Source organism: Pseudomonas sp. GL_139_B, from assembly GCF_057834475.1.
The window spans coordinates 6302850-6326472 of the sequence record NZ_CM174403.1 but is presented as its reverse complement, the minus strand read 5'-3'; the positions used below and the strand labels follow the sequence as shown (position 1 = coordinate 6326472).

19 protein-coding genes and 1 pseudogene are annotated in these 23623 nt (G+C 58.9%); 17 read left to right on the top strand and 3 right to left on the bottom strand.

The genetic code is table 11. The annotated features are described in order from the left end of the window. Positions 1 to 92: 92 nt before the first annotated feature. The 7 genes and pseudogenes from AC3ISI_RS29015 to AC3ISI_RS28985 all read left to right on the top strand — a co-directional run bounded on the left by AC3ISI_RS29015 (position 93) and on the right by AC3ISI_RS28985 (position 9187). Positions 93 to 1670: a glycosyltransferase gene (locus AC3ISI_RS29015; protein WP_489334873.1), complete on the top strand. Its 1578-nt coding sequence runs from the start codon at positions 93 to 95 to the stop codon at positions 1668 to 1670. Continuing rightward, a pseudogene (locus tag AC3ISI_RS29010) lies at positions 1664 to 2929 on the top strand (glycosyltransferase); the annotation flags it as partial. The gene AC3ISI_RS29015 and the pseudogene AC3ISI_RS29010, both read left to right, overlap by 7 nt. A gap of 69 nt (positions 2930 to 2998) precedes the next feature. Continuing rightward, positions 2999 to 3832, top strand: coding sequence for a class I SAM-dependent methyltransferase (locus tag AC3ISI_RS29005; RefSeq protein ID WP_489337805.1), 834 nt, complete (start codon positions 2999 to 3001; stop codon positions 3830 to 3832). Beyond that, positions 3829 to 4983 (top strand): acyltransferase family protein, encoded by a 1155-nt coding sequence (locus tag AC3ISI_RS29000; protein ID WP_489334872.1) that lies wholly within the window; start codon positions 3829 to 3831, stop codon positions 4981 to 4983. Before AC3ISI_RS29005 ends, AC3ISI_RS29000 begins: the two co-directional genes overlap by 4 nt. Continuing rightward, positions 4977 to 5810, top strand: a complete 834-nt coding sequence (locus tag AC3ISI_RS28995) for a class I SAM-dependent methyltransferase (RefSeq protein ID WP_489334870.1) — start codon at positions 4977 to 4979, stop codon at positions 5808 to 5810. The genes AC3ISI_RS29000 and AC3ISI_RS28995 overlap by 7 nt, the downstream gene beginning before the upstream one ends. A 76-nt stretch (positions 5811 to 5886) precedes the next feature. Then, positions 5887 to 7083, top strand: a complete 1197-nt coding sequence (locus tag AC3ISI_RS28990) for a DUF3142 domain-containing protein (protein WP_489334869.1) — start codon at positions 5887 to 5889, stop codon at positions 7081 to 7083. Beyond that, on the top strand, positions 7070 to 9187 hold the full coding sequence (locus tag AC3ISI_RS28985; protein WP_489334868.1) for a hypothetical protein: 2118 nt from the start codon (positions 7070 to 7072) through the stop codon (positions 9185 to 9187). Before AC3ISI_RS28990 ends, AC3ISI_RS28985 begins: the two co-directional genes overlap by 14 nt. 3 nt (positions 9188 to 9190) lie before the next feature. Here the strand turns inward: AC3ISI_RS28985 and AC3ISI_RS28980 are convergent, their stop codons facing one another. Beyond that, the gene (locus AC3ISI_RS28980; protein ID WP_489334867.1) at positions 9191 to 9820 is read right to left on the bottom strand and encodes a LysE family translocator; all 630 of its coding nucleotides are present in this window, start codon (positions 9818 to 9820) and stop codon (positions 9191 to 9193) included. 144 nt (positions 9821 to 9964) lie between these two features. On the opposite strand from AC3ISI_RS28980, the gene AC3ISI_RS28975 reads away from it, so the two are divergent. Continuing rightward, a complete protein-coding gene (locus tag AC3ISI_RS28975) occupies positions 9965 to 10438 on the top strand; it encodes an Lrp/AsnC family transcriptional regulator (RefSeq protein ID WP_027926238.1) in 474 nt (157 codons plus the stop codon). Between the two features lie 137 nt (positions 10439 to 10575). On the opposite strand, the gene lpdA is transcribed toward AC3ISI_RS28975, so the two are convergent. Further along, complete coding sequence (lpdA, locus tag AC3ISI_RS28970; RefSeq protein ID WP_489334866.1) at positions 10576 to 11976, bottom strand: dihydrolipoyl dehydrogenase; 1401 nt, start codon at positions 11974 to 11976, stop codon at positions 10576 to 10578. Positions 11977 to 12191: 215 nt separating this feature from the next. On the opposite strand from lpdA, the gene hflK (AC3ISI_RS28965) reads away from it, so the two are divergent. The 8 genes from hflK (AC3ISI_RS28965) (at position 12192) to cfaB (ending at position 21490) form a co-directional block, all read left to right on the top strand. Beyond that, complete coding sequence (hflK, locus tag AC3ISI_RS28965) at positions 12192 to 14150, top strand: protease modulator HflK (RefSeq protein ID WP_489334865.1); 1959 nt, start codon at positions 12192 to 12194, stop codon at positions 14148 to 14150. Further along, entirely contained in the window at positions 14147 to 15187 is a 1041-nt protein-coding gene (gene hflC, locus AC3ISI_RS28960) for a protease modulator HflC (RefSeq protein WP_489334864.1), read from the top strand. Before hflK (AC3ISI_RS28965) ends, hflC begins: the two co-directional genes overlap by 4 nt. Further along, complete coding sequence (hflK, locus tag AC3ISI_RS28955; protein WP_489334863.1) at positions 15184 to 16242, top strand: protease modulator HflK; 1059 nt, start codon at positions 15184 to 15186, stop codon at positions 16240 to 16242. The genes hflC and hflK (AC3ISI_RS28955) overlap by 4 nt, the downstream gene beginning before the upstream one ends. Then, positions 16239 to 18149: a cation-translocating P-type ATPase gene (locus tag AC3ISI_RS28950; protein WP_489334862.1), complete on the top strand. Its 1911-nt coding sequence runs from the start codon at positions 16239 to 16241 to the stop codon at positions 18147 to 18149. The genes hflK (AC3ISI_RS28955) and AC3ISI_RS28950 overlap by 4 nt, the downstream gene beginning before the upstream one ends. 122 nt (positions 18150 to 18271) lie before the next feature. Next, a complete protein-coding gene (gene bufA2, locus AC3ISI_RS28945; RefSeq protein WP_489334861.1) occupies positions 18272 to 18526 on the top strand; it encodes a BufA2 family periplasmic bufferin-type metallophore in 255 nt (84 codons plus the stop codon). Between the two features lie 68 nt (positions 18527 to 18594). Beyond that, entirely contained in the window at positions 18595 to 19440 is an 846-nt protein-coding gene (bufB, locus tag AC3ISI_RS28940) for an MNIO family bufferin maturase (RefSeq protein WP_489334860.1), read from the top strand. Then, the gene (locus tag AC3ISI_RS28935; RefSeq protein ID WP_489334859.1) at positions 19431 to 20213 is read left to right on the top strand and encodes an HvfC/BufC family peptide modification chaperone; all 783 of its coding nucleotides are present in this window, start codon (positions 19431 to 19433) and stop codon (positions 20211 to 20213) included. The genes bufB and AC3ISI_RS28935 overlap by 10 nt, the downstream gene beginning before the upstream one ends. Before the next feature lie 89 nt (positions 20214 to 20302). After that, entirely contained in the window at positions 20303 to 21490 is a 1188-nt protein-coding gene (gene cfaB, locus AC3ISI_RS28930; RefSeq protein ID WP_489334858.1) for a C17 cyclopropane fatty acid synthase CfaB, read from the top strand. Here the strand turns inward: cfaB and cls are convergent. Continuing rightward, entirely contained in the window at positions 21487 to 22926 is a 1440-nt protein-coding gene (gene cls / locus AC3ISI_RS28925) for a cardiolipin synthase (protein ID WP_489334857.1), read from the bottom strand. The two genes, cfaB and cls, sit on opposite strands and share 4 nt — an antisense overlap. Before the next feature lie 132 nt (positions 22927 to 23058). On the opposite strand from cls, the gene AC3ISI_RS28920 reads away from it, so the two are divergent. Next, a complete protein-coding gene (locus AC3ISI_RS28920) occupies positions 23059 to 23580 on the top strand; it encodes a DUF3617 domain-containing protein (protein ID WP_489334856.1) in 522 nt (173 codons plus the stop codon). Positions 23581 to 23623 lie beyond the last annotated feature (43 nt).

Here is a 23623-nt window from a genome sequence, read left to right as displayed (position 1 = left end):
CGATGGGCGATGACTGGCAAATGCCGGCTCGATCCATGGCTTTGCCGTCATAGAGTGGGGCCGCCGGGATGGCGGTCTCATTGTGGGATGCCATGAATTTCATTCTTTACTCAGCAGTGAACGATGGCCTGACTCGACAAACAGTCGGTCGTTCTCAATACGATTACGCGTTTATCCTCCAGGCTTACCGACGGGTGCTCGAAAGCTTTGGACGAGTTCATACCGTGGCGTCGTTCGCAGAGGTCGATCCCCTTGTTCGGCGGCTGTCGCAAGAGTGTCAGGAAAGTGTTTTCCTCTCCTTCGCCGCGCCCCATGACACTCCCACGGACCTGAGCTGCCCGACCGCTTGTGTGGTGGCCTGGGAGTTCGACTCGATCCCCACAGGACAAGAGAGCAGCGACCCACAGCAAGACTGGAGTCGCATCCTTGGTGCCCACGGTCGAGTCATCACGCTTTCGAGCCATGCTGCGCGGGCGATTCGTAAAGCGTTGGGCGAGGACTTCCCTGTGCTGGTCCTGCCTGTGCCGCTTTGGCAAGATTTCGCCATCTCTCGCGAATCAGTGCAGCCGGTGTCGATAAACCCCGGGACCACCATTGATATCACCGGCTGTATTCTTGATACGCGGGTGCTTGGGCTGCGTGCCGACGATCTGCTTCCTGCAGTGCCTACCGCTGAAGAGCTGGCGCGCATCGAGGCGCTGAAACCCCCACCCCTGACGCCGTATCGACGCTTCATCATCGCCAAGCATTATCTGCGCGCGTGGGTCCGGGACATTGTTCGAGGCCCGTCCCTGCCGGAGTCTGGCCATCGAATACAGTATCTGAATCAGTGGTACTGGGAAGGCGTTCAAGATCTATTGCCGGACACCTTGCGTTCGTGGCTGGCCAAGTACCTCCCGGGCGTGGCGGGCCCGTTACCCTTACCAGCAGCGCCAGTACTCGAATTACCGGATCAAGGCCTGCGGGCAGAAACCCGGGTCGATGGCGTCGTGTATGTCAGCGTGTTCGACACCCAGGATGGCCGCAGTAATTGGCCACGACTGATCTCGGCGTTTTGTTGGGCATTTCGTGACACGTCCGATGCCACTCTGGTGTTGAGAATCACCCAGGCCGATCTTGCGGCTTATTACGTCGAAGTGCTCACCGTGCTCAGACAGCTCTCACCGTTTGCTTGTCGAGTGGTGGTGTTGCATGGCGAACTGGATGAGTCGCAATCGGCAAGGCTTTACCAGGCTGCGAGCTTCTACGTGAATGCTTCACACAGCGAGGGATTGTGTCTTGCGTTGATGGAGTTCATGGCTCGCGGCACGCCGGCCATCGCGCCGGATCACAGCGCCATGGAGGACTACATCGATGAAACTGTGGCGTTTGTGGTCAAGTCTAGTGCCGAGCCAGCGGCCTGGCCTCAGGATACCCGCACGCTTTATCGCACCCGGCAATATCGGCCGGACTGGGGCTCGCTGAAAAACGCATTCCAGCAAAGTTACAGGATGGCCAAGGAACACCCGCAGGCCTACGAGGTGATGTCGGGCGCGGCCACCGCGCGCATGCACGATTACTGCTCGGTCACTTCCTGGCAGCCGCGCCTGCTGGCGCTTTTCGGACAGCCGGTGGCAGGCAAGTTGAAAACGGCCGCGGCCGTCAACGTGGCGGATAACGCATCATGCTGATCCTTATTTATTCGGAAACCAATCAGAGCACCATCAAGCAGAATCTTGGTCGTGCCGAATACAGTTACTACTTCGTACTCAAGGAATTTCGCCCGGTACTCGAGCGACTGGGTACGGTGCTGGAAGTCGTCAACCCCGATGAGGAAGTCGACCGCCTTTACGGTGAGTGCCTGGCCCGGAATGAAGAATGCGTGTTTCTATCGTTCTCGCCTCCCCACCGCACTTCCACTCACTATGCGTGCCCGACCGTTCCGGTGTTTGCATGGGAGTTCAGCACCATTCCAGACGAAAGCTGGTACGACGATCCGCGCAACGATTGGCGCAATGTTCTGGCTTCGACAGGAGCGGCGATTACCCATTCCAGCTACACGGTTAATGCGGTGCGCAATGCTATGGGCGCCGATTATCCCATCACCGCAATACCTTCTCCGGTGTGGGACAGATTCCGTTCACGGGGGCGGCAATTGGAATGTCAGCCGCTGGCACACCAGGTCAAACTCAAGCTCAAGGGGCTGTTGGTCGATAGCCGGGCAGTCGACCTTCGGGCTTATGCTCCAGAGCCGTTGCGTACAGGTAAAGGCATTGACTTCAAGGCACCGGCGCAAGAGCTAGAGCTTATGCTCGACGGCGTTGTCTACACGTCGGTGTTCAACCCCTGCGATGGCCGTAAAAACTGGGAGGATATGCTCAGCGCATTTTGCTCCACGTTCCGTGATGTGGAAGACGCGACGCTGGTTTTGAAGTTGACCCATTTCGATGCCCGGCAGGCGCTAAGCGATCTGCTGCCCAAGCTCTACCAGAATCAGCCCTATCGTTGCCGGATTGTGTTGATCTACGGGTATCTGGCGGACCCGGATTACGAGCTGTTGGTGCAGGCCACCACCTACGTGGTGAACACGTCCCACGGTGAAGGTCAGTGTCTGCCGCTGATGGAGTTCATGTCTTGCGGCAAACCTGCGGTGGCACCATCGAACACGGCGATGGGCGACTACGTCGATGCCGATAACACCTTCATCATCGAGTCGACAGAAGAGCTGACCACCTGGCCTCATGATCCACGCAATGCGTACCGCACGTTGCGCTACACCGCCAATTGGGAGTCGCTGTGCCAGGCCTATCAGGCCAGTTATGACGTGGCCCGAGACGAGGGCGATCGCTACGCAACCATGTCGGCCCATGCCATAGATCGCCTGGAAGCATTCTGCAGCCAGGACCGTACCTTCACGCGCTTGAAAGTGTTCATCGCCGATGTGCTGGAACAACACAAAACCCACGGGAAACCGGTTGATCGCGTGACTACCCAGCTCCAGCCCAAGGATGAGACAGTCGTGCAAGCGGCGAATGTTTTCGAAGGAGCTATCTCGCCCCGCGACTGCGGCCTGCGCGATGCCGTACTGGATGGCTGGTTTCTCAACGACAGCGGTGAGTTACTCAAGGGCTTCGCGATCACCGCCGACGACACGTTCCTGGATGTGGGATGCGGTGAGGGCGGTTCAACGCTGTTTGCCGTACGCCAGGGCGCATCAGTGATATTCACCGACAGCGAGTTGGACAAGGTTCAGGATCTTGCCCGACGCGTGGTGGCGGAATCTGGCGTAGCCGGCCTCGGATTGGTCAGCAACAGCCTGCCGCTACCGTTGCGCGATGGCTGCGCGAGCAAGATTGTTTGCACTGAAGTGCTTGAGCATGTCGATGAGCCGGAGCAGTTCATGGCTGAACTGGTGCGCATGGGGCGCCCGGGGGCGCAATATTTGATCAGCGTGCCGGACCCGGTGGGTGAGCATTTGCAAAAAGGCATCGCGCCGCCGAGTTACTACCAGTCTCCCAACCATATCCAGATATTTTCCCGTGAACGCTTTACCGAGCTTGTCGAAAACGCTGGCCTGGTGATCGAAAAGCGTCAATCCAGTGGCTTTTTCTGGGTCATGGGGATGATTTTTTTCTGGGCTAGCGAACGCGCAGGGGGCAACGATCTCAGCGGTGCGGTTCGCGACCGGATTCATGCGCCATACCCCCCGCTGATGGAGAGCTGGGCCAGAACCTGGCAAGACCTGCTGGAGCAACCTAACGGTCTGGCGATCAAGCAGATGCTTGATCAGTTCATGCCCAAGAGTCAGGTGATCATTGCGCGCAAACCTCTGGATGCCAGAGGCACGTCATGAGCGGCAAACGGATCATGGACATAGAAGTACTGCGCGCTGTCGCTGTGCTGTGCGTTCTGTTCCATCACTTGCGGGGAAACCTGTTCACCGACTCTGTACCATTGCTGGAAAAAGCCAATGCTTGGGCGCAGCTGTGGTGGGGCGTCGATCTGTTTTTTGCGATCTCCGGATTCGTCATCGCGCGCAGCCTGATACCCGCGCTGCAGGGTTGCGCGACTCGTCAGGAGTACTGGGAGCAGACGCGTAATTTCTGGCTGCGACGTGCGTTTCGCATATTGCCATCGGCCTGGTTGTGGTTAGTGCTGATGCTGCTGGCGTGCGTATTTCTCAACCGCTCGGGGGCGTTCGGCACGCTGGACGCCAACCTGCAAGCCACGCTGGCGGGGGTGTTGCAGTACGGTAATTTCCGGTTAGCCAATAGCTTCTTTCATTACGAGTACGGCACCAGTTTTGTGTACTGGAGCCTCTCGCTGGAGGAGCAGTTTTATCTGTTATTCCCGTTGTTGATTTTGCTGTGCCGCAAACATTTAGTGTGGGCGTTACTGGCGTTAGTCGCAGTGCAAATATTTACCATGCGTTCAACGTTCCTGATGTTCATTCGAACCGATGCGTTGGCCCTCGGGGTGTTGCTGGCGATTTGGAGCGTTCGGCCGGCCTACCGGCGCTGGCGGCCGACGTTTCTGCGTCGACCGTGGGCTGGGGTTTCGTTACTGATCGTTATCGGATTGTTGTTGAGCTTTATGGCGACCGACCGTTTCACCTTTGCCAATTTCCGGGTCGGCTCAATAGCACTACTCAGTACGACTCTGGTTTGGGTCGCCTCCTATAACCGCGATTACCTCTTGCCCGCTGGCGGTGTGCAACGCCTGATGGCTTGGGTTGGAAGTCGCTCTTACGGCATCTACCTGATCCACATTCCGGCCTATCTGTTGGTGCGTGAACTGATCTTCCGCTTGCAGAGCGCGGGCCTGCCGAGCCCGGCCGGACACCCAATCCTCACGTTGTTGATCGCTTTCGCGCTAATCGTTCTGCTCAGTGAACTGAATTACCGTTTCATTGAAATGCCCATGCGCAACCGCGGCGTCGCACTGCTACAACGCCTCGGTACATCCCGAACCGCCGTCTCATCCTCTGGAGCCACACCATGCTGAGCCTTTTAAAGAAACTCACGGCGACGACGCCTGCACCGGCTCCGACGCAGCCTGCCGCACCGATCTCCGAAAAGGTCGACCCGTACATGCTCGGCCTGCACGATGCGACACTTAGTGGCTGGTTCAATCAGCAAACCGGCGAGCTGTTCACCGGTTTCCCGGTGAGCGCCGATGACACGCTGCTGGATGTGGGCTGTGGTGACGGCGGTAACGTGCATTTCTGCGGCATGCGCGGAGCGAAAATCATCATCGCCGACATCGACGCCGCCAAGGTCGAAGGCACCCGCCAGCGCCTGAGTGACACCCCGGCCCGCGACGTTGAATTTCATGTCACCGACTGCAATCCGCTGCCGATTGCCGACGCCACGGCCACCCGTGTGGTGTCCACCGAAGTCATCGAGCATGTGGACGACCCGGCGCAGTTTCTCGCCGAACTGGTACGCGTTGGCAAGCCGGGTGCGCTGTATTTGCTCAGCGTTCCACACCCCAGCTCCGAAGACCTGCAAAAAGACATCGCCGCGCCGGAGTATTTCCAGAAGCCCAACCACATTCGCATCATCAGCGAAGAGCAGTTCAAGGCAATGGTCAGCGACGCCGGCCTGGAAGTCATCAGCCACAGTCAGTACGGGTTCTACTGGTCGATGTGGATGCTGTTGTTCTGGGAAGCCAAGGTCGGTTTCAGCAATCCCGACCATCCAATGCTCAACCATTGGGCCCAGACCTGGAAGGCCGTTCTGGATTCACCTCGTGGCGCGCAGATCAAACAGGCGCTGGACGCGGTCGTGGCGAAAAGTCAGGTGATCATTGCCCGCAAGCCGATGGTGTAGACGGCCATGTAGCTGCTGCCGGACGCAGCCTTCGGCAGCTGCTACAAAGGTTAGCTTTTGGCTCAAGGGTTTTTTCATGTTGTTTTTGACGCGTTTGATTGTGTCGCTGTCGGCTCTGGTGCTGCTCACCGGCTGCGAGCAACACGACGCGCCACCGCTCGATCAGCAGCTCTACGTCTGGCAACGACAATGGACGCCCGCCCATGACGCTGCCCTGCGCGACAGTCGAGCGGACTTCTCGACGCTACGGGTGCTGGCCTTGCAGGCGTTTCCTCAAGCCGGCTGGCGTCGGGCGCGGATCGATCCGGGGCTGCTCAAACGCGATGGTCGGCCGCTGATTGCGGTAATTCGTCTGGATGCTCAGCTCAAGTCGTTGGACCAGGAAGAAGTCACGGCGCAGATCCAGCAGGTGCTTAGCGACTGGCAAGGGCAGGGGTTGACGCTTTCCGGCGTGGAAATTGATCACGATGCGGGCAACGCTCGGTTACCGAGCTATCGAGCTTTTCTGGCACACCTGCGGGGCGTTTTACCGGCGAATTTACCGCTGAGTATTACGGCGTTACCGGCGTGGCTGGACAGTCCCGAGTTGCCGGCTCTTCTATCGACCGTCGACAGCAGCGTGTTGCAAGTGCACGCGGTGAGCGATCCACGGCGCGGGTTGTTCGACCCGGATCAGGCGCGACAATGGGCCAAGGCCTGGAGTGAACTCACGACGAAGCCTTTCTATCTGGCGCTCCCAGCCTACGGCGTGGCCCTGTTGCCAGGTGCCAGTGGCGCACCGGTTGTGGAAAGCGAAGTGCCGGTGGGCCGAGGAGGTGAGCGCCGGGAACTGCTGGCTGATCCGCGGCAACTGAGCTCACTCGCTGCTGAATTACGCGCTGATCCTCCCGCTCATCTGGCCGGCCTGATCTGGTTTCGCCTGCCGCTGGCGGGCGACCGCCGAGCCTGGAGCCCGACAACGCTGGGCGCGGTGGCACGTGGTGACACGCTCGACAGCCGCTTGAGTGTGAAACTTAGTGCGCAAGACGGCCTCTATGACATCAGCGTCAACAACCAAGGCAACCTCGACACTGCTTGGCCTGAACGCGTGACTCTGGCCGTCGAGGGCTGTGATGGCGCCGATGCGCTGGCCGGTTATGCGTTGCAACAAAGCCCGGATCTGCTTACCTTCACCCGCCTTAGCGCCGGCCGGATTGCGGCCGGTGGGCAGCGGGCGATCGGTTGGGCGCGCTGCACGAAAATTGATCAAGGAGGTTCGAATGTTCACCCGTAATTGGCCCCGCCATCTGCTCTGTTTGAGCCTCAGCTTGCCGCTGGGTTCGGCACTGGCTTGCGGCCCGGACTTCCCGATGCGCTTGCTGGACAACCGTGGCCAGTCGCTGGCGGAGCTGCCCGAAGGCAACTTCCAGTTTGAGATCAATCGTCTCGGGCATGCGATCACAGGGCTCAAACATATTGCACAGTCCCGGAATGGCATGGAGGCGGCTGACTACATAGAACAGCGAGACACCGCCGAGCAGGCAGGACTGACGGCAGAACAGCAAGTGCTGGTGAAACAATTACGCAGCCTGACCGATGCGCATCAGGTCGAAGCGCAAGGCTCGAGCTTGCCAGCCGAGCTCAAGCTGTATCTGGCGGGTGCTGCAGCATTCAGTGCGGGCGATCATCGGTTGGCCGCCGAATACTTCGAAAAAGTGCTGGCGCTGCCGGCCGACCAACGCGCTTTGCGCAGCACCTGGGCCGCGTATTCGCTGGGTCGGGCGCTGTTTGCCATGAGCGCTGATGCGGACGCTTCGCCCGACCTGCTGATGCAGTCGCGCAAAGCGTTCGAGCAAACCCGTTCGCTGAGCATCGACGGCTTCAGCGATCCACTGGAACTGGGTGTCGCCAGCCTCGGCGAAGAAGCGCGCGTGGCCCGGACCGCCGGTGACTGGGACAGGGCCATCGAACTCTACGCCGCGCAAAACCTCCACGGTTCAGCAGTCGGTTACACCTCGTTGAAGCTATTGATGGCTGATCTTCTGGCGATGCCGGACGATCAATTGAGCGCGCTGCTCAAGGAAAAACCGGTGCAACAACTGGCGACCGCGTCGTTGATCAGCCGCCTCGGCTGGTCATTCGGTGAACAGCCACCGAACGAATTGAAACTGATCAAACTGCTGCAAAACAGCACGCGCGGCAGCCTGGATAACGCGGATCGATTGGCCGCGATGAACTATCAACAAGGCGATTACGCCAGCGCCAAGGCCTTCCTTGAACACGCTGGCGACGGCGGTCTGGCGTGGTGGTTACGGGCGAAACTGGCGTTGCGCGAGGGTGATAAAAACGCAGCGGCTGCGGCGTATGCCAAAGCGGCTCAGGCGTTCCCGCAGAATGAATCGTGGGGTGATCGCCGCACGCCGGACTTTGATTACGAGACGCTTCAACCCAAGTGCCGGGTCGAGGGTGAAAGTGCGATTCTGGCGCTGCAACGTGGGGATTATCTGCAAGCATTCGATCAGCTGTATCGCAGCCAAAGTATCTATTGGCTCGATGCCGCGACAGTGGCCGAACGGGTGCTGACCGTCGATGAACTCAAGCATTACGTTGACACCCAGGTGCCTGCGCCACCGCCATTGAGCCAGCAGGATCGCGACAATTACGTACCGCTTCCGGTGGCAGCCAAATTGCGCAATCTGCTTGGGCGCCGATTGCTGCGCGAAGAGCGTTATGACGAAGCGCTGGTGTACTTCGACAATACCGATCTACAGAAAAAAGCCCGGTTGTATGCGCAACAGCGTCAGCTGGCGGACGCCGCGTGGTGGCCAACCAAACGCGCCGCCGCCCTATTCAATGCCGCCTGGACAGCGCGTGAGTGGGGGATGGACATTCTCGGCTACGAAATGGCCCCGGACTACGCCACGTTTGGTGGCAATTTCAGCCTCGAAACCATTGAACTGAAAGTCGGACCGCTAGTCGCCGAAGGTGAGGTCAAGCGTCAGCAAGCCAGTGCCGCCAAACCCGATGAGCGCTATCACTATCGCTTTTTGGCCACAGCATTGGCCAGTCGCGCCGCCGATAATTTGCCTCACACCAGCCAGGCGTTTGCGGCGGTACTGTGCGCGGCGGCGGGTTGGAACAGCAGCCTTGAAGAGCAAAGTGCTCTGTATCAACGTTACGTCAATGAAGGGCCTTACGTGGATTGGGCGGTGAATTTCGGTTACCAGTGCCCTTATCCCGAGTTTCAGAATGCCAGCAAACGCTATGTCACCCAGGCAACCGACGCGACGCGTTCGGTACTGCGTCCTTACAAGCGGCCATTGCAGTACGGAACGGTTATCGCTGTGACGGCAGTGGTGTTGCTGTTGATCAACCGTCGCCGCCGTCGGACGCGGTAAGGCTTACGCCTGTTGCACAAAGGTCAGCCGCACTGCGAAGCCGATCAACAGGCTGCCAAACAGCCATTGTTGGAGCCGCTGGGCCGAAGGACTGCGTTGCAGCCAACGGCCCAGCGCCGCGCCGACCAATGCATAGGCGCTGTCGAAGAGGAAGCCGACACTGACCAGCATCATGCCCAGGATCGCGAATTGCCTGAGGACTGATCCGGCGTGTGGATCGATGAACTGTGGCAGCAGCACCGAGCAAAACAGCAACGCCTTGGGATTGAGCAGATTGGTCAGTAACCCGCGCTGTATTGAGTCGCGCCAGCGCGGTTTCGCTGCTGTGGTGTCAGTGCCGTTCAGGTTCGGCAGCATCGTGGTGCGCAGGCATTGAATACCGATCCACAACAGGTACGCGGCCCCGGCCAGACGCACCACATCGAAGGTCCAGGGCGCGGCTTTGAACAACGCCGCCAGCCCCAGCGCGGCCAACGCCACATGGCAACCGCGAGCAATACCCAGGCCTATCGCGGTGGCCAATGCCGCCCCTTTTCCCTGACGGGCGCCGGTTTGCAGCAGCAGGATCATGTCCGGCCCTGGCAACAAATACACCACTGCCAACGCCATGAAAAACAGTCCGAGTCCCGCCATGTTGCGCCCCTTTCGTTGTCGATTCGGTAGGGCCAGTCTAGGGCGCAAGGGCAGGGCAGGTGGTTGCGTAGTCAGCTTCTAAAGCAGAAGAAATTGGCATAACCTGCCGCATTAAGACGATCAACTATCAGGATCTGCCAATTCATGAAACTGGACGCCTACGACCGCAAGATCCTCGCGGCCCTGCAACGGGACGGTCGATTGAGCAATGTGCAACTGGCCGACGAAATTGGTTTGTCCGCCTCGCCCTGTTTGCGTCGGGTGCGGATGCTGGAAGAGGCGGGGGTGATTCGCGGCTATCAGGCCAATTTGGATCGCGACGAAGTGGGGCTGGGGCTGACGGTGTTTGTCGGGGTCAAAGTCGAGCGCCACAACGACGAGCAAGCCGAAGCCTTTCGCGTGGCCGTGACGGCACTGCCGGAAGTGATTTCGGCGTTTTTGGTATCCGGGGAATCGGATTTTCTACTGCAAGTAGTGGTTCCGGACTTGCGCGGCTATGACCGTTTTCTCACGGAGCGGCTGCTGAAGTTGCCGGGTGTGAGCGATATTCGCAGTAATTTTGCGATTCACACGGTGAAGACGCCGGGGGCGTTGCCGTTGGGGCATCTTCCGCTATAGACCGAGTCGCTTCTATCGCGAGCAGGCTCGCTCCCACAGGGATTTGCGGTGTAGTACAAATCGCGTGTCCACCAAAGAACCTGTGGGAGCGAGCTTGCTCGCGATAGCGGCAGACCAAACAACAAGAATTTTAAGTCTTACATCTGCGTCGCCATCCCCTCCACATTCATCGCCGCCTGACGCAATGCCTCGGACCGTGTCGGGTGTGGATGGCAAGTCAGCGCAATGTCCTCGGCCGAGGCGCTGAACTCCATCGCCACGCAGTACTCGCCAATCATTTCACTGACGCTCGGGCCCACCAGGTGGACGCCGAGAATTTCGTCGGTGCGTTCATCGGCCAGCACTTTGGCGAAGCCCTCGGTTTCGTGGTTGATCTTGGCCCGGCTGTTGGCAGTGAAGGGAAATTTACCGACCTTGTACGCGCGACCTTCGGCCTTGAGCTGCTCTTCGGTCTTGCCGACGCTGGCCAGCTCCGGTTTGGTGTAGACCACGCTGGGAATCAGGTTGTAATTCACTTCACCCGCTTTGCCGACGATCTGTTCCACGCAGGCCATGGCTTCGTCCTCTGCCTTGTGGGCGAGCATCGGCCCGGACGTGACGTCGCCGATCACCCACACGCCCGCCGCTTCGGTGCGGTGTCCTTTATTGGTGAGCATGCCGCGCTTGTCCGTGGCGAGGCCGACGTTTTCCAGCCCGAGACCTTGGGTGTATGGGCGACGGCCGATCGACACCAGCACATAATCGGCCTCCAGCAACTCGGCGGTGCCCCCCGCCGCCGGTTCAACGCTGAGCTGGACACCCGTTGGCGATGACGTGGCGTGGGTGACTTTCGAACTCAACTTGAAGGTGATGCCTTGTTTGTTCAATGAACGCTGAAGTGTTTTGCCCGCTTCAATGTCCACACCCGGACAGATGCGATCGAGAAATTCGACTACCGTGACTTGAGCACCCAGGCGCCGCCACACGGAGCCCAGTTCCAGACCGATGACACCGGCCCCGATCACCACCAGATGTTTTGGCACTTCGCTCAGCGACAGCGCGCCGGTGGAGTCGAGGATGCGTTGATTATCGATGTCGACGCCCGGCAGGGGAGTCGGTTCGGAGCCGGTGGCGATGATGATGTCCTTGGCACTCAGCTCGGTCTTGCCGCCTCCACTGTCGGTAACCGTGACTTTGCCTGGTCCGTCGATGTGGCCCCAGCCCTTGATCCAGTCGACTTTGTTTTTGCGAAACAGATACTCGATGCCTTTGGTCAGCCCGGTAACGCTTTCATCTTTTTGTTTCATCATCTGGGCGAGGTTGAGGGTGGGTTTGACCTCGATCCCCAGGTTGGCGAATTCCGCGCCCATGGCCGCGTCGTAGAGTTCGGAAGCGTGCAACAGCGCCTTGGACGGCATGCAGCCGACGTTCAGGCAGGTGCCGCCGAGGGTCGCGCGACCTTCGACGCATGCTGCTTTCAAACCCAGCTGGCCTGCACGGATCGCTGCGTTATAACCGCCGGGGCCACCGCCCAGAATCACGACGTCGTAGCTGCTCATGGATGGACTCCTGAAGTGAGGGATCGGGCTGGTTAAAAGTAGTAGTTGACAAAAATTACGAACGTAATATGTGTGTTTCGCGCTGTTTTGGTCAAGGCTTCAGCCAAGCGACAGGTTCAGCGTTTTTAGATAGAGGGATTTAGAACAGAAATTTCACCGCTTTCGTTATACGGTAACGAAATGCGGTGTCCGCGTTGAATAAACACTGGGGTGGTATGCAAGTCGATCTCGAAGTCGATGGTGCGCAAGTAGCAGGGTTGCCGCGCTTTCAACAGGCTGTCTTTCAGGGACGACGATTGCGTCAGTTCGCCATGGGCCTGAGCGCTTTGGCAGGGGGCGGGCTGGTGTTGGCGTTATTTGTCGGATTGTTTGCGCCACAGTCGCTTTGGGGCGCATTGCTGGTAAATCAGAGCGCCGCTTTGCTGGTGCTGGTTGCCGGTCTGCAATCCGCTTGGTGGGTTACGCGATGGCGTGCACAGACAATGAACCCGACGCCGCCCGTGGTCGCCGTTGACGAAATTGTTGCGCCTGAAGGTCGATATGAGCGACTGCTGGATGGGCTCAGCCAGCGCTCGGTACGCCTGATTGGCCACATCGGCGTGCCGACGCTCTGGCTCGGCGGTTGGGCGCTGTTGACCTTGTTCAGCATCGATCAGTTCTGGAACCTAGCGTTACCGCCAGCAGCGCTGGGGGTATCGGCCAGTGTCGGCGCAGCGCTGGCGTTGCTGCTGGCGTTCGGTCTGTTGGTCGTCGAGCGGCAACTGGCTCAGGAAAACGTCGCCCAATGGCCAGAGGCCGGTGCACTGGCGCAATTGACTCGGGTGGCAATCATTTGCCTGGTGCTTGGCGCATTGTGTTTGTTGTTCGCCAGTGAAACATCGGTGTGGCCGGTGCGATTGGCGGTGCTGATCGGTTTGCTTCCGGGGTTGGTCGCAGTCGAGTTACTGCTGCGTGCGGTGTTGTCGCTGTTCAGCCCGCAGCGCGAACAACTCGAGCCAGCATTGTTGGCACGCAGTTTTGTCGCCGACATGCTGCGTTGGCCGCCGCAACCGCTGCTCGCTTTGCAGCACGAATTGCACAATCGGTTCGGCATCGACTTGCGGCAAATCTGGGCCTTCACTTACATGCGTCGGGCGTTTTTGCCGGTGCTGGCGGTGGTTGCCGTCGTCGGCTGGTCACTCACCGGCATTCACGAAATACCGTTGCAGGGGCGGGGTATCTACGAGCGTTTCGGCAAACCGGTGGAGGTGTTCGGTCCTGGTTTGCACGCCGGTCTGCCGTGGCCTTTGGGTCGAGTGCTGAAGGTTGAAAACGGCGTGGTTCACGAGTTGGCCACCAGCGTTGGCGAAGCTTCGGCACCGGTTGTGCCCGAGCCCGCCGAAGGCCCGGCACCGGCGATTGCCAATCGGTTATGGGACGCCAGTCATGTGAACGACAAATCCCAGGTCATCGCCAGCAGCCGTGCCGACAAGCAGAGCTTCCAGATCGTCAACATGGACGTGCGTTTTGTCTATCGCATCGGCCTGACCGATCAAGCGGCGTTGGCGGCGACCTACAACAGTGCCGATGTACCGACGCTGATTCGCAGCACCGCCAGCCGGATTCTGGTGCATGACTTTGCCTCGCGAACCCTTGACGGATTGCTTGGCGAGGACCGGGTAGGGCTCGCTGAAGAGATCGGTCGGGCGGTACAGGCGGACTTGCAGAAACTCGACAGCGGTGTGGAAATTCTCGCCACGGTGGTAGAGGCGATTCATCCACCGGCCGGCGCCGCCAATGCCTATCACGGTGTGCAGGCAGCGCAGATCGGCGCTCAAGCATTGATCTCGCGGGAGCGTGGCGCCGCCGCTGAATCGACCAATTTGGCGCAACTGCAAGCGAGCATTGCACGCGACCAAGCGACCGCCAGCGCTCATGAAATCAACGCCGCGGCCCAGGCGGCGGAGCTGAAATTCAACGCGGAGCAGAAAGCCTACGCCAGTGCCGGTCAGGCTTTTGTGCTGGAACAATACCTCAGCCAACTGAGCCAGGGCCTGACCAACGCCAAGCTGCTGATTCTTGATCATCGTCTGGGTGGCAGCAGTAATGCGCCGACCATCGACCTCCGTACATTCACGCTGCCGGCTGATCCTGCGTCGCCGCGTACGAGCGCCCAGCCAGGAGCTACCCATTGAGCCAGTCGCACACACACGATCACGATGACCACGCCGGCCACGATCACGGTCATGGCGGGCATCACCACGGTCACCACCATCATCACCACGGCGATCCACAAGAAGCCGGCCCGTTTCCCTGGCGGCGCATGGGCTGGGCAGGGTTGCTCGTGGCGTTTGCCATCGCTGCCGCTAGCCTTGTTCAAGTGCGTTCGGGGGAAGCCACCGTGATCACGCGCTTTGGAAATCCATCGCGGGTTTTGCTGGAGCCGGGTCTAGGCTGGCGTTGGCCTGCGCCGTTTGAAGCCGCTATCCCTGTCGACTTGCGTCTGCGCACCACCTCCAGTGGGTTGCAGGATGTCGGTACTCGCGATGGTTTGCGCATCATCGTTCAGGCTTACGTGGCGTGGCAGGTGCAGGGCGATCCGGAGAACGTGCAGCGCTTTATGCGCGCGGTGCAGAATCAGCCAGATGAAGCGGCGCGGCAGATTCGCACTTTTGTGGGTTCTGCGCTGGAAACCACGGCTGCCAGTTTTGACTTGGCTAACCTGGTTAACACCGACGCCAACCAAGTTCACATTGCCGAATTTGAGGCGCAACTTCGTCATCAGATCGATCAGCAGTTGCTTACTACCTATGGCGTGCGTGTGCTGCAAGTCGGCATCGAGCGACTGACCTTACCTTCAGTAACCTTGACCGCCACCGTGGATCGCATGCGCGCCGAGCGTGAAACAATCGCCACCGAACGCACTGCAATCGGCAAGCGTGAAGCTGCACAAATCCGTTCCGCCGCCGAGCGGGACGCACGAATCGTGCAGGCGGATGCAACGGTCAAAGCCGCTGACATCGAAGCTCAATCGCGGGTTGAAGCGGCACAGATTTACGGCCGCGCCTATGCCGGCTCTCCGCAGCTGTACAACTTGCTGCGCTCACTCGATACCCTGGGCACCATCGTTTCGCCGGGGGCCAAACTGATATTGCGCACGGATGCGGCACCATTCCGGGTATTGGTTGACGGGCCGCCGACCCTCGAAAACAAGTCCGGGTCACAGCCATGAATTTAGTTCCACGTGGAACACATGTGTTGAGCAGCCCTTGGATTCAGGCCGGGCGCTTGGCTTTTCTCGCGCTTTACGCGGTGACCGTTCTCGCCGCGTTAGCTTGGGCGTTCTCCAATGTGCGGCAAATTGATCCACAGAATCGCGCGGTCGTACTGCATTTCGGTGCGCTGGATCGCATCCAGAACGCAGGGTTGTTGTTGGCATGGCCGCGACCTTTTGAGCAGGTGGTTTTATTGCCTGCGGCAGACCGCATTATTGAGCGTCGTGTAGAAAACCTGTTGCGCAGTGATGTTGCCTTGCAGGCTGATCGAGCTGCCACGTTTGCCACGCCGCTCAGTGATGCACTCGCCGGTTCCGGCTATTTGCTGACGGGGGATGCCGGTGTGGTGCAACTCGATGTGCGGGTGTTCTACAAAGTCACCGAGCCGTATGCCTTCGTGCTGCAAGGCGAACATGTACTGCCGGCGCTGGATCGACTGGTCACTCGCAGCGCTGTGGCCCTCACCGCGGCGCGAGATCTGGACACCATTCTAGTGGCGCGTCCGGAACTGATCGGTGCCGACAATCAGGCTGCTGAACGCCGTGAACGTTTGCGCGGTGACCTGGTGCAAGGCATCAATCATCGGTTGGCCGAGCTGACAGCAGCAGGGCAGGGGTTGGGTATTGAAGTCGCCCGAGTCGATGTGCAATCGAGCCTGCCTGGTCCGGCGGTGAACGCCTTCAACGCAGTATTGACAGCGAGTCAGCAGGCCGACAAAGCCGTGGCAAACGCGCGTACTGAAGCTGAGAAGGCAACCCAGGCCGCCAACGAACAAGCTGATCGAACGCTACAAGTGGCTCATGCCCAAGCCAGCGAGCGGTTGGCAAAAGCGTCTGCCGACACCGCTACCGTACTGAGCCTGGCCGCGGCGCAACAGCAGGGCACCGACCCACAAATGCTTCTGCGCATTTACCGTGAACGGATGCCGAAGATTCTTGGCCAGGCCGGTTCCGTGACCACGGTTGATCCAAAAGACGATTCCCGCCTGATCATTCAGGGAGCTGCCCAATGACCGCGCATACCGCCGCCGCACCAAGCATGTTGTCCTCGGCCGAACAACGCAGCGCCGCCCGCCAATTGACGCTGGCCATGCTCGCGCTGGGCCTGCTCGGGCTCGGTCTGATCTGGCGTTGGCTGTCACCGGAGCAGACCGGCGTCAGTCAATTGCTGCTCGGGATTGCTTCGTTATTGGTGGCCGTGCCGGTGATGCGTTCGGCGTGGTACAGCCTGCGTTACCCAAGCTTGCACGGAATCACCGACCAGTTGATCGCGCTCGCCATGCTCGGCGCCTGGGCTACCGGTGATTTGCTGACCGCCGCGTTGTTGCCGATCATCATGATCTTCGGCCACGTACTGGAAGAGCGCAGCGTAATCGGTTCTCAGGAAGCGATTCACGCACTCGGCAAACTCACCCGCAGCCATGCGCGAAAGGTTCAGGCGGACGGCTCGATTATCGAAGTCGACAACAGCACCCTCGTGGCTGGTGATCGGGTCGAAGTGCGTGCCGGTGATCGCGTACCGGCGGATGGCCGGGTGTTGTCCGGTCAGGCGAGCCTCGATACAGCCTCCATAACCGGTGAGTCGGTGCCGATGGAAGCCGGCGTTGGGATGCCAGTGTTCGGCGGGGCGATCAACCTCGACGGTCTGCTGCGTATTGAAGTGACCCGCACCGGCAACGAATCGACCTTGGGCAAAGTCATCGCGCTGATGCAAAGCGCTGAACGCTCCAAGCCACCGATTACTCGTTTGCTAGAGCGTTATGCCGGCAGCTACATGGTGTTGGTTTTACTGCTGGCGGCAGTGACCTGGTTCGTCACCAATGATGCTCAAGCGATGCTCGCCGTGTTGGTCGCGGCGTGTCCTTGTGCGCTGGTGTTGTCGGCACCGGCGACGGCCATTGCCGGGGTGGCGGTGGCGGCGCGACACGGCATTCTGATCCGCAGTTCGGCGTTTCTTGAAGAGCTGGCAGACCTGACGTCGTTGGTGGTGGATAAAACCGGCACGCTGACGTTTGGCACCTTGCGCTTGCAGTCCATCGACAGTCCGCTGGAAGACCGCAGTCACGTCCTGAAACTGGCCGCCAGCCTGGGTTCGGCCAGCAGTCATCCGGTCAGTCGAGCACTCGCCGGGCTGGTCACGCAGGAGCATTTTCTGCTGCTTTCGGACATCCACGAGCGCCAGGGCTTGGGCGTGGTGGCCATGACCGAGCAGGGCGAGGCCGCACTCGGTCGCCCGGAGTTGTTCGCGCAATTGGGTATTGCTACGTCGGCGGTTCCTGAACATGACGGTCCGATTGCCGGCCTGGCGCTTGATGGAGAGTTTCTCGCTTGGTTATTGCTGGCCGACAGTGTCAAACCCGAGGCGCGATTTGCCTTGAGTGAGTTGCGAGAACTGGGCTTGGGTCGGCAATTGCTGCTAACCGGGGATCGGCAGAGCGTCGCGCAGACGCTGGCGCGCGATGTTGGCATCAGCGATGTCGAGGCGCAGGCGTTGCCTGAGGACAAGCTCAATCGCGTGCTTAATGAAATTGGCAGCGGCTTCCGGCCTATGGTGGTCGGGGACGGGATCAACGACTCCCTGGCGCTCAAGGCCGGTGTCGTGGGGGTCGCAATGGGGGCGGGCGGGGCAGACATCGCATTGGCCTCGGCCGACATCGTGTTGATCGGCAGCGACCTGCGTCGGCTCGGAACCTGTGTGCGCTTGAGTCGCCAATGCCGCCAGACTTTGCAAGTCAACGTGATCATCGGTTTGGGCTGGACACTGGCGATTGTTGCCTTCGCCGCTTTTGGCTGGCTCGGTGCGGCAGGGGCGATGATTGCGGCGTTGCTGCATAACTTGAGCACGTTGCTGGTGCTGGGCAACGCCGGACGTTTGCTGCGATTTCAGGAGCCTCTGCTCAAGCTCAAAGAAGACAGTTGAGCGCATCGAAAATTTTTTTGCCTGCCTCTGTAACGTCGTTGGGGGTAGCACGCTCTAGTGCTGTGTCGGGACTGAACAACGTTCCAGCCGACAAACCTGACGATTACCGAGGATACAAAAATATGAACTTCAAATCCGCTACCGCTGGTGCCGCTTTCGCTTTCGCCGCTGCCTCCCTGTTTGTTGGTGTTGCGACTCAGGCTCAGGCGGCCGACGCTGCTCAAGTTCATTGCTACGGCGTGACTTCGTGCAAAGGCATGAACGATTGCAAAACTGCAGAAAACGCATGTAAGGGTCAAGCGGTTTGCAAGGGTCACGGTTTCAAGGCAATGACTCAATCCGAATGCATGAAAGCCGGTGGCAAGGTCGGCGAATAATCGGCCACCGCTTGGCGCCGCAGTGGTTTCCCCCTTGCTACTGCGGCCATTTTGCGAGGAGTCCGCAAATGTCTGCATCCCTTCCGTTTCTGGGCTATGGCCTGGGTTTGCGCAGTGCTTACTACCAACAGATACTCGAACAGTCGCCAGCCGTGGACTGGTTCGAAGTCGTCTCCGAAAATTTCATGGTGCAGGGCGGCAAAGCCCTTTATTACCTTGATGCCATCTCCGAGCGTTATCCGCTGGTGATGCATGGCGTGTCGTTGTCCATCGGCGGGCCGCATGCGCTGGATCCGGGCTATCTGCAACAACTCAAACTGTTGGCTGATCGAGTAAAACCGGCGTGGATTTCCGATCACTTGTGCTGGAGCCGTGGCAACGCCCATCAGCTTCATGATTTGCTGCCATTACCGTACACCGAAGAAAGCCTTCATTACGTCGCGGATCGAGTGCGGCAGGTGCAAGACATTTTGCAGCGTCCACTGGTGTTGGAGAATGTCTCCAGTTATGTGCGCAGCGCTGGTGATGATTTCAGCGAGTGGGAGTTTCTTCACGCCCTGAGTCGGCTGAGCGATTGCGAGTTGTTGCTGGACGTCAACAACGTCTATGTCAGCTCACGTAATCATGGCTTCGATCCGTGGACATTCATTCAAGGTTTACCGGCGAACAAGGTTCGCCAGCTCCACTTGGCAGGCCATAGCGATTATGGGGATTATGTCATCGACACCCATGACCACCCCGTCAGCGATCCTGTCTGGGCGCTTTACCAACGAACACTCGGCTACCTAGGCCCGGTCGCTACGCTGCTGGAGCGCGATGACCATCTCCCACCGTTTGACGATCTGCTCACTGAGCTGCAAAAAGCCCGAGAGCTGGGCGAGGGCGAGCTGGCCCGGAGACAGAAATGCGCCTGAACGACTGGCAACAGGCCTTTGAATGTTTTCTGTTGGGAGAGCCGTCGGCGGCTGATGTCGAGCTCGGTTCAAGCCTGATCGGCGGTCCGACGCTGGATGTCAGCACCGGGCTGGCGATTTATCACAATGCTTATCAAGCGCGGCTCCAGGAAGTGCTGCGCGGCGACTATCCGGCGATCCTTAATTGGCTGGGTGACGAAGAGTTTGAACAGATTGCGGCGGCTTATTTGCGCCATAACCCTTCGGCTCATTACAGCCTTCGTTGGCTTGGGGAAGGCTTCGAGGCGTTCATTCGCCAACATTTGGTGCCGGAACAAAGTGCGCCATTGGCCGAATTGGCGACTTTGGAGTGGGCTTTCACGCTGGCATTCGATGCGCCAGCAGGAACGCCGTTGACGATGCAGGACATGGCGATTCTGGCACCACAAGACTGGCCGACGCTGCAAGTCAGCCCCAGTCCATCACTGCAATGGCTGGAGTGTGCCTTCAACAGTGTGGCGCTTTGGCGATCGGCAAAGGATCAAACTACGTTTCCCGGCAGTACGTCGCTCGACGATCCCCACGTGGTGGTGATTTGTCGAAATGATCTTGTTTGCCAGTATCGGAGCCTGGAGCCTCTAGAGGCCATCGCTCTAAAAGGCATGCTTGAGCGGGACTGGAATTTTGCTGAACTGTGCTCTGAATTGACAGTCATCTATGGAGAGGGCGCACCACTTCAAGCTGTGACCTGGCTTAAGCAGTGGATTTACGATGGCTGGTTGCAGCTTCGCTGATTATGGAAAACGGCTATTAATTCGATAGCCAGCTAATTTTCAGAGATGGTCTACCCTCACATCAGACGTCTGAAACAAGGGGATTGTCCATGCTCGCGCACCTTCCACCGGCATTACAGAATCTGCAGTTACCACTACGCCTGCGACTCTGGGACGGCCATGAACTCAATCTGGGGCCGGCGCCCAGCGTCACGATTGTGGTCAAGGATCCACAAATGGTCAGCCAGTTCACCCATCCAAGCCTGGACGCGCTCGGAGCGGCGTTTGTCGAAGGCAAACTTGAGCTGGAAGGTTCCATCAGCGACGTTATTCGCGTCTGCGATGAATGGAGCCAGGCGATGTTGGACGAGAACGACGACAATCAACCCGTTCGTGTCTTTCATGATAAGGAAGGCGACGCCAAAGCCATCTCCTACCATTACGACCTTTCCAACGCGTTTTATCAGCTATGGCTCGACAGCGACATGGCCTATTCCTGCGCGTATTTCGAGACCGGCAGTGAAACCCTGGAGCAGGCCCAGCAGGCCAAATTCCGTCACCTGTGTCGCAAATTGCGGTTGCAACCGGGGGAATACCTGCTGGACGTCGGTTGCGGTTGGGGCGGACTGGCAAGATTTGCAGCGCGGGAGTTCGGCGCGAAGGTATTCGGCATTACGCTCAGCAAAGAGCAACTCGCCTTGGCTCGTGAGCGCGTGAAAGAGGAAGGACTGGAAGATCTGGTCGAACTGCAATTGCTCGACTACCGCGACCTGCCTCAGGACGGACGCTTCGACAAAGTGGTCAGTGTCGGCATGTTCGAACACGTGGGCCACGCCAATCTGGCGGAGTACTGCAAAACCTTGTTCGGCGCGGTGAAGGAAGGCGGCCTGGTAATGAACCATGGGATCACCGCCAAACACATTGACGGCCGGCCGGTTGGACGTGGTGCTGGCGACTTCATTGGGCAATATGTATTCCCCAACGGCGAACTGCCGCACCTGTCGATGATTGCTGCCGAGATCAGTGACGCGGGGCTGGAGATCGTCGACGTCGAGAGTTTGCGCCTCCATTATGCGCGCACGTTGGACCACTGGAGCGAACGCCTGGAGGACAATCTGGAAGCGGCGTCCAGGCAAGTCCCGGAGCAAACCTTGCGGATCTGGCGGCTGTACCTGGCGGGATGCGCTTATGCATTTGCCAGGGGCTGGATCAACCTGCACCAGATCCTCGCGGTTAAAGCCCACCCCGATGGCAGTCATGAGTTGCCATGGACGCGCGACGACATCTACAACCCTTAAAGAATCGGTGAAATAAGCCGGGCGACCCGCATGCCGAATTGCTGCACGCGGCGGGTTTCCCGGCCTTCTTCTTTGGCGATTTCATGCGCCTGAGCGAAGTCATCGTTGAGCATTTGTTCCACCTGCGCGGCGAATACGCTGTCGACCGTCAACAGCATCACCTCGAAGTTGAGCCGGAACGAGCGGTTGTCCATGTTGGCACTGCCGATGGCGCTGATTTCACTGTCGATCAACACCACTTTCTGGTGCAGGAAACCGGGTTCATAACGGAATACTCGAACACCAGCGCTGACAGCTTCAAAGGCGTATAGGCTGGAGGCAGCGTAGACGATCCGGTGGTCTGGACGAGAAGGCAGCAACAGTCGCACATCTACACCCCGCAACGCCGCCAACCTGAGTGCCGCGAATACCGCTTCGTCAGGGATAAAATAGGGCGTGGTGATCCACACGCGCTCAGCTGCGGCATGGATGGCTTCGACGAAGAACAACGAACAAGTTTCGTAGGAATCCGCCGGACCGCTCGCCAAAAATTGGCAAAGCACGCCGTCGTCGGGATACACGTCCGGCAGGATCAATGGCGGCAACGATCGTGCAGCCCAGAACCAGTCTTCTGCAAACGATTCCTGCATACAGGCCACCACCGGTCCGCGCACTCGAACATGGGTATCTCGCCATGGCGCCAGCGGTGGTTTCTCGCCCATGTATTCATCGCCCACGTTATGCCCGCCGACGAAGCCCAGCACACCATCGACCACCACGATCTTGCGATGGTTGCGGAAGTTGACCTGGAAGCGGTTGAGCCAACCACTGCGGGTGGCGAACGCTTTGACTTCAACGCCGGCATCGCGCAACGGTTGAACGTAACTTTTGGGCAGGGCGTGGCTACCAATGCGGTCGTAAAGCAGATAAACCGCGACGCCTTCGGCGGCTTTTTTTAGTAGCAAGTTGTGCAGACGCTGGCCAAGGCGATCGTCGTGGATGATAAAAAACTGAATCAGTACGGCTTCTTTCGCACCGCTTATGGCTTCGAAAATAGAATCAAACGTGGCCTGGCCATTGATCAACAGGTGCACTTCGTTGTTCGCCAGGCACGGCATTCGGCCCAACTTGGGCATTGCCCGTAACGACGCGTAAGCATTGGATGCGCGAGCAGTCAGCGCCTCCTCGACCCAAGGGCGCCAGTTGAGTTCAGAGACGGCTTTGCGCATCTCATCGTTGGCCTGGCGCCGAGCCTTGATGTAGCCATCGAAAGTGCTGCTGCCGAAGATCAGGTATGGGATGAGTGTGAGGTACGGCATAAAAACCAACGAAAGCGCCCAGGCGATCGATCCCTGAGCGGTGCGCACGTTGAGTACGGCGTGGATGGCCGCTATCGAGCCCAGCGAGTGAAGCAGTGCAATGGTGTAGCCGAAAATGTGTGGTCCGAAGTAATCCATGGGGGCAGCCCTGCTCCTGAAGATTCAGTGCTTAACAGACCATGTTCCGTGCAAAATGTCGCTATTTAATTGGCCCATGAACCGAAACCGAAGGTTGGCGTCTAACGGCCACTACTGAACAGGAGTTACTCGATGAACGTTCGTCTGCTGGGTTTGGCCATGGCTATTGGTTTGTCACTTCCTGTGGCGGCTCATGCACAGATGCTGCAACCCGGGTTGTGGGAATTGACCACAAGCAATATGAAGGTTGATGACCAGAACCTGCCGGACTTACAGCTGATCCTCGGTCAGTTGCAGAGCCAGATGACCCCGCAACAACGCGCGCAATTGGAGAAGCAGGGCATCACCATGGGCGGCAAAGGGATTCGGGCTTGTCTGACGCCGGAGCAGGTGAAGACTGATGACATTCCACTGACTGACCCGCAATCGGGCTGCAAGCAGGAAGTCACCGACCGCACCGGCAACCAGTGGAAGTTCCGTTTCAGCTGTCCCAAAGCGCAAGGCGCGGGAGTAGCCACGTTCCTCAGTGACCGCGAGTTCACGACCAAGGTCAACGGCACCTTCAATGCCACCGGCATCCAGCAAAAGGGCAGTCTCGAAAGTCGCGCCGTGTGGCTGGGGCAGGATTGCGGAACGGTCAAGCCAAGAGCCTAAGACCTTCCTTCGCCGTATACCCGCTTCCTACATGATCGTGTGG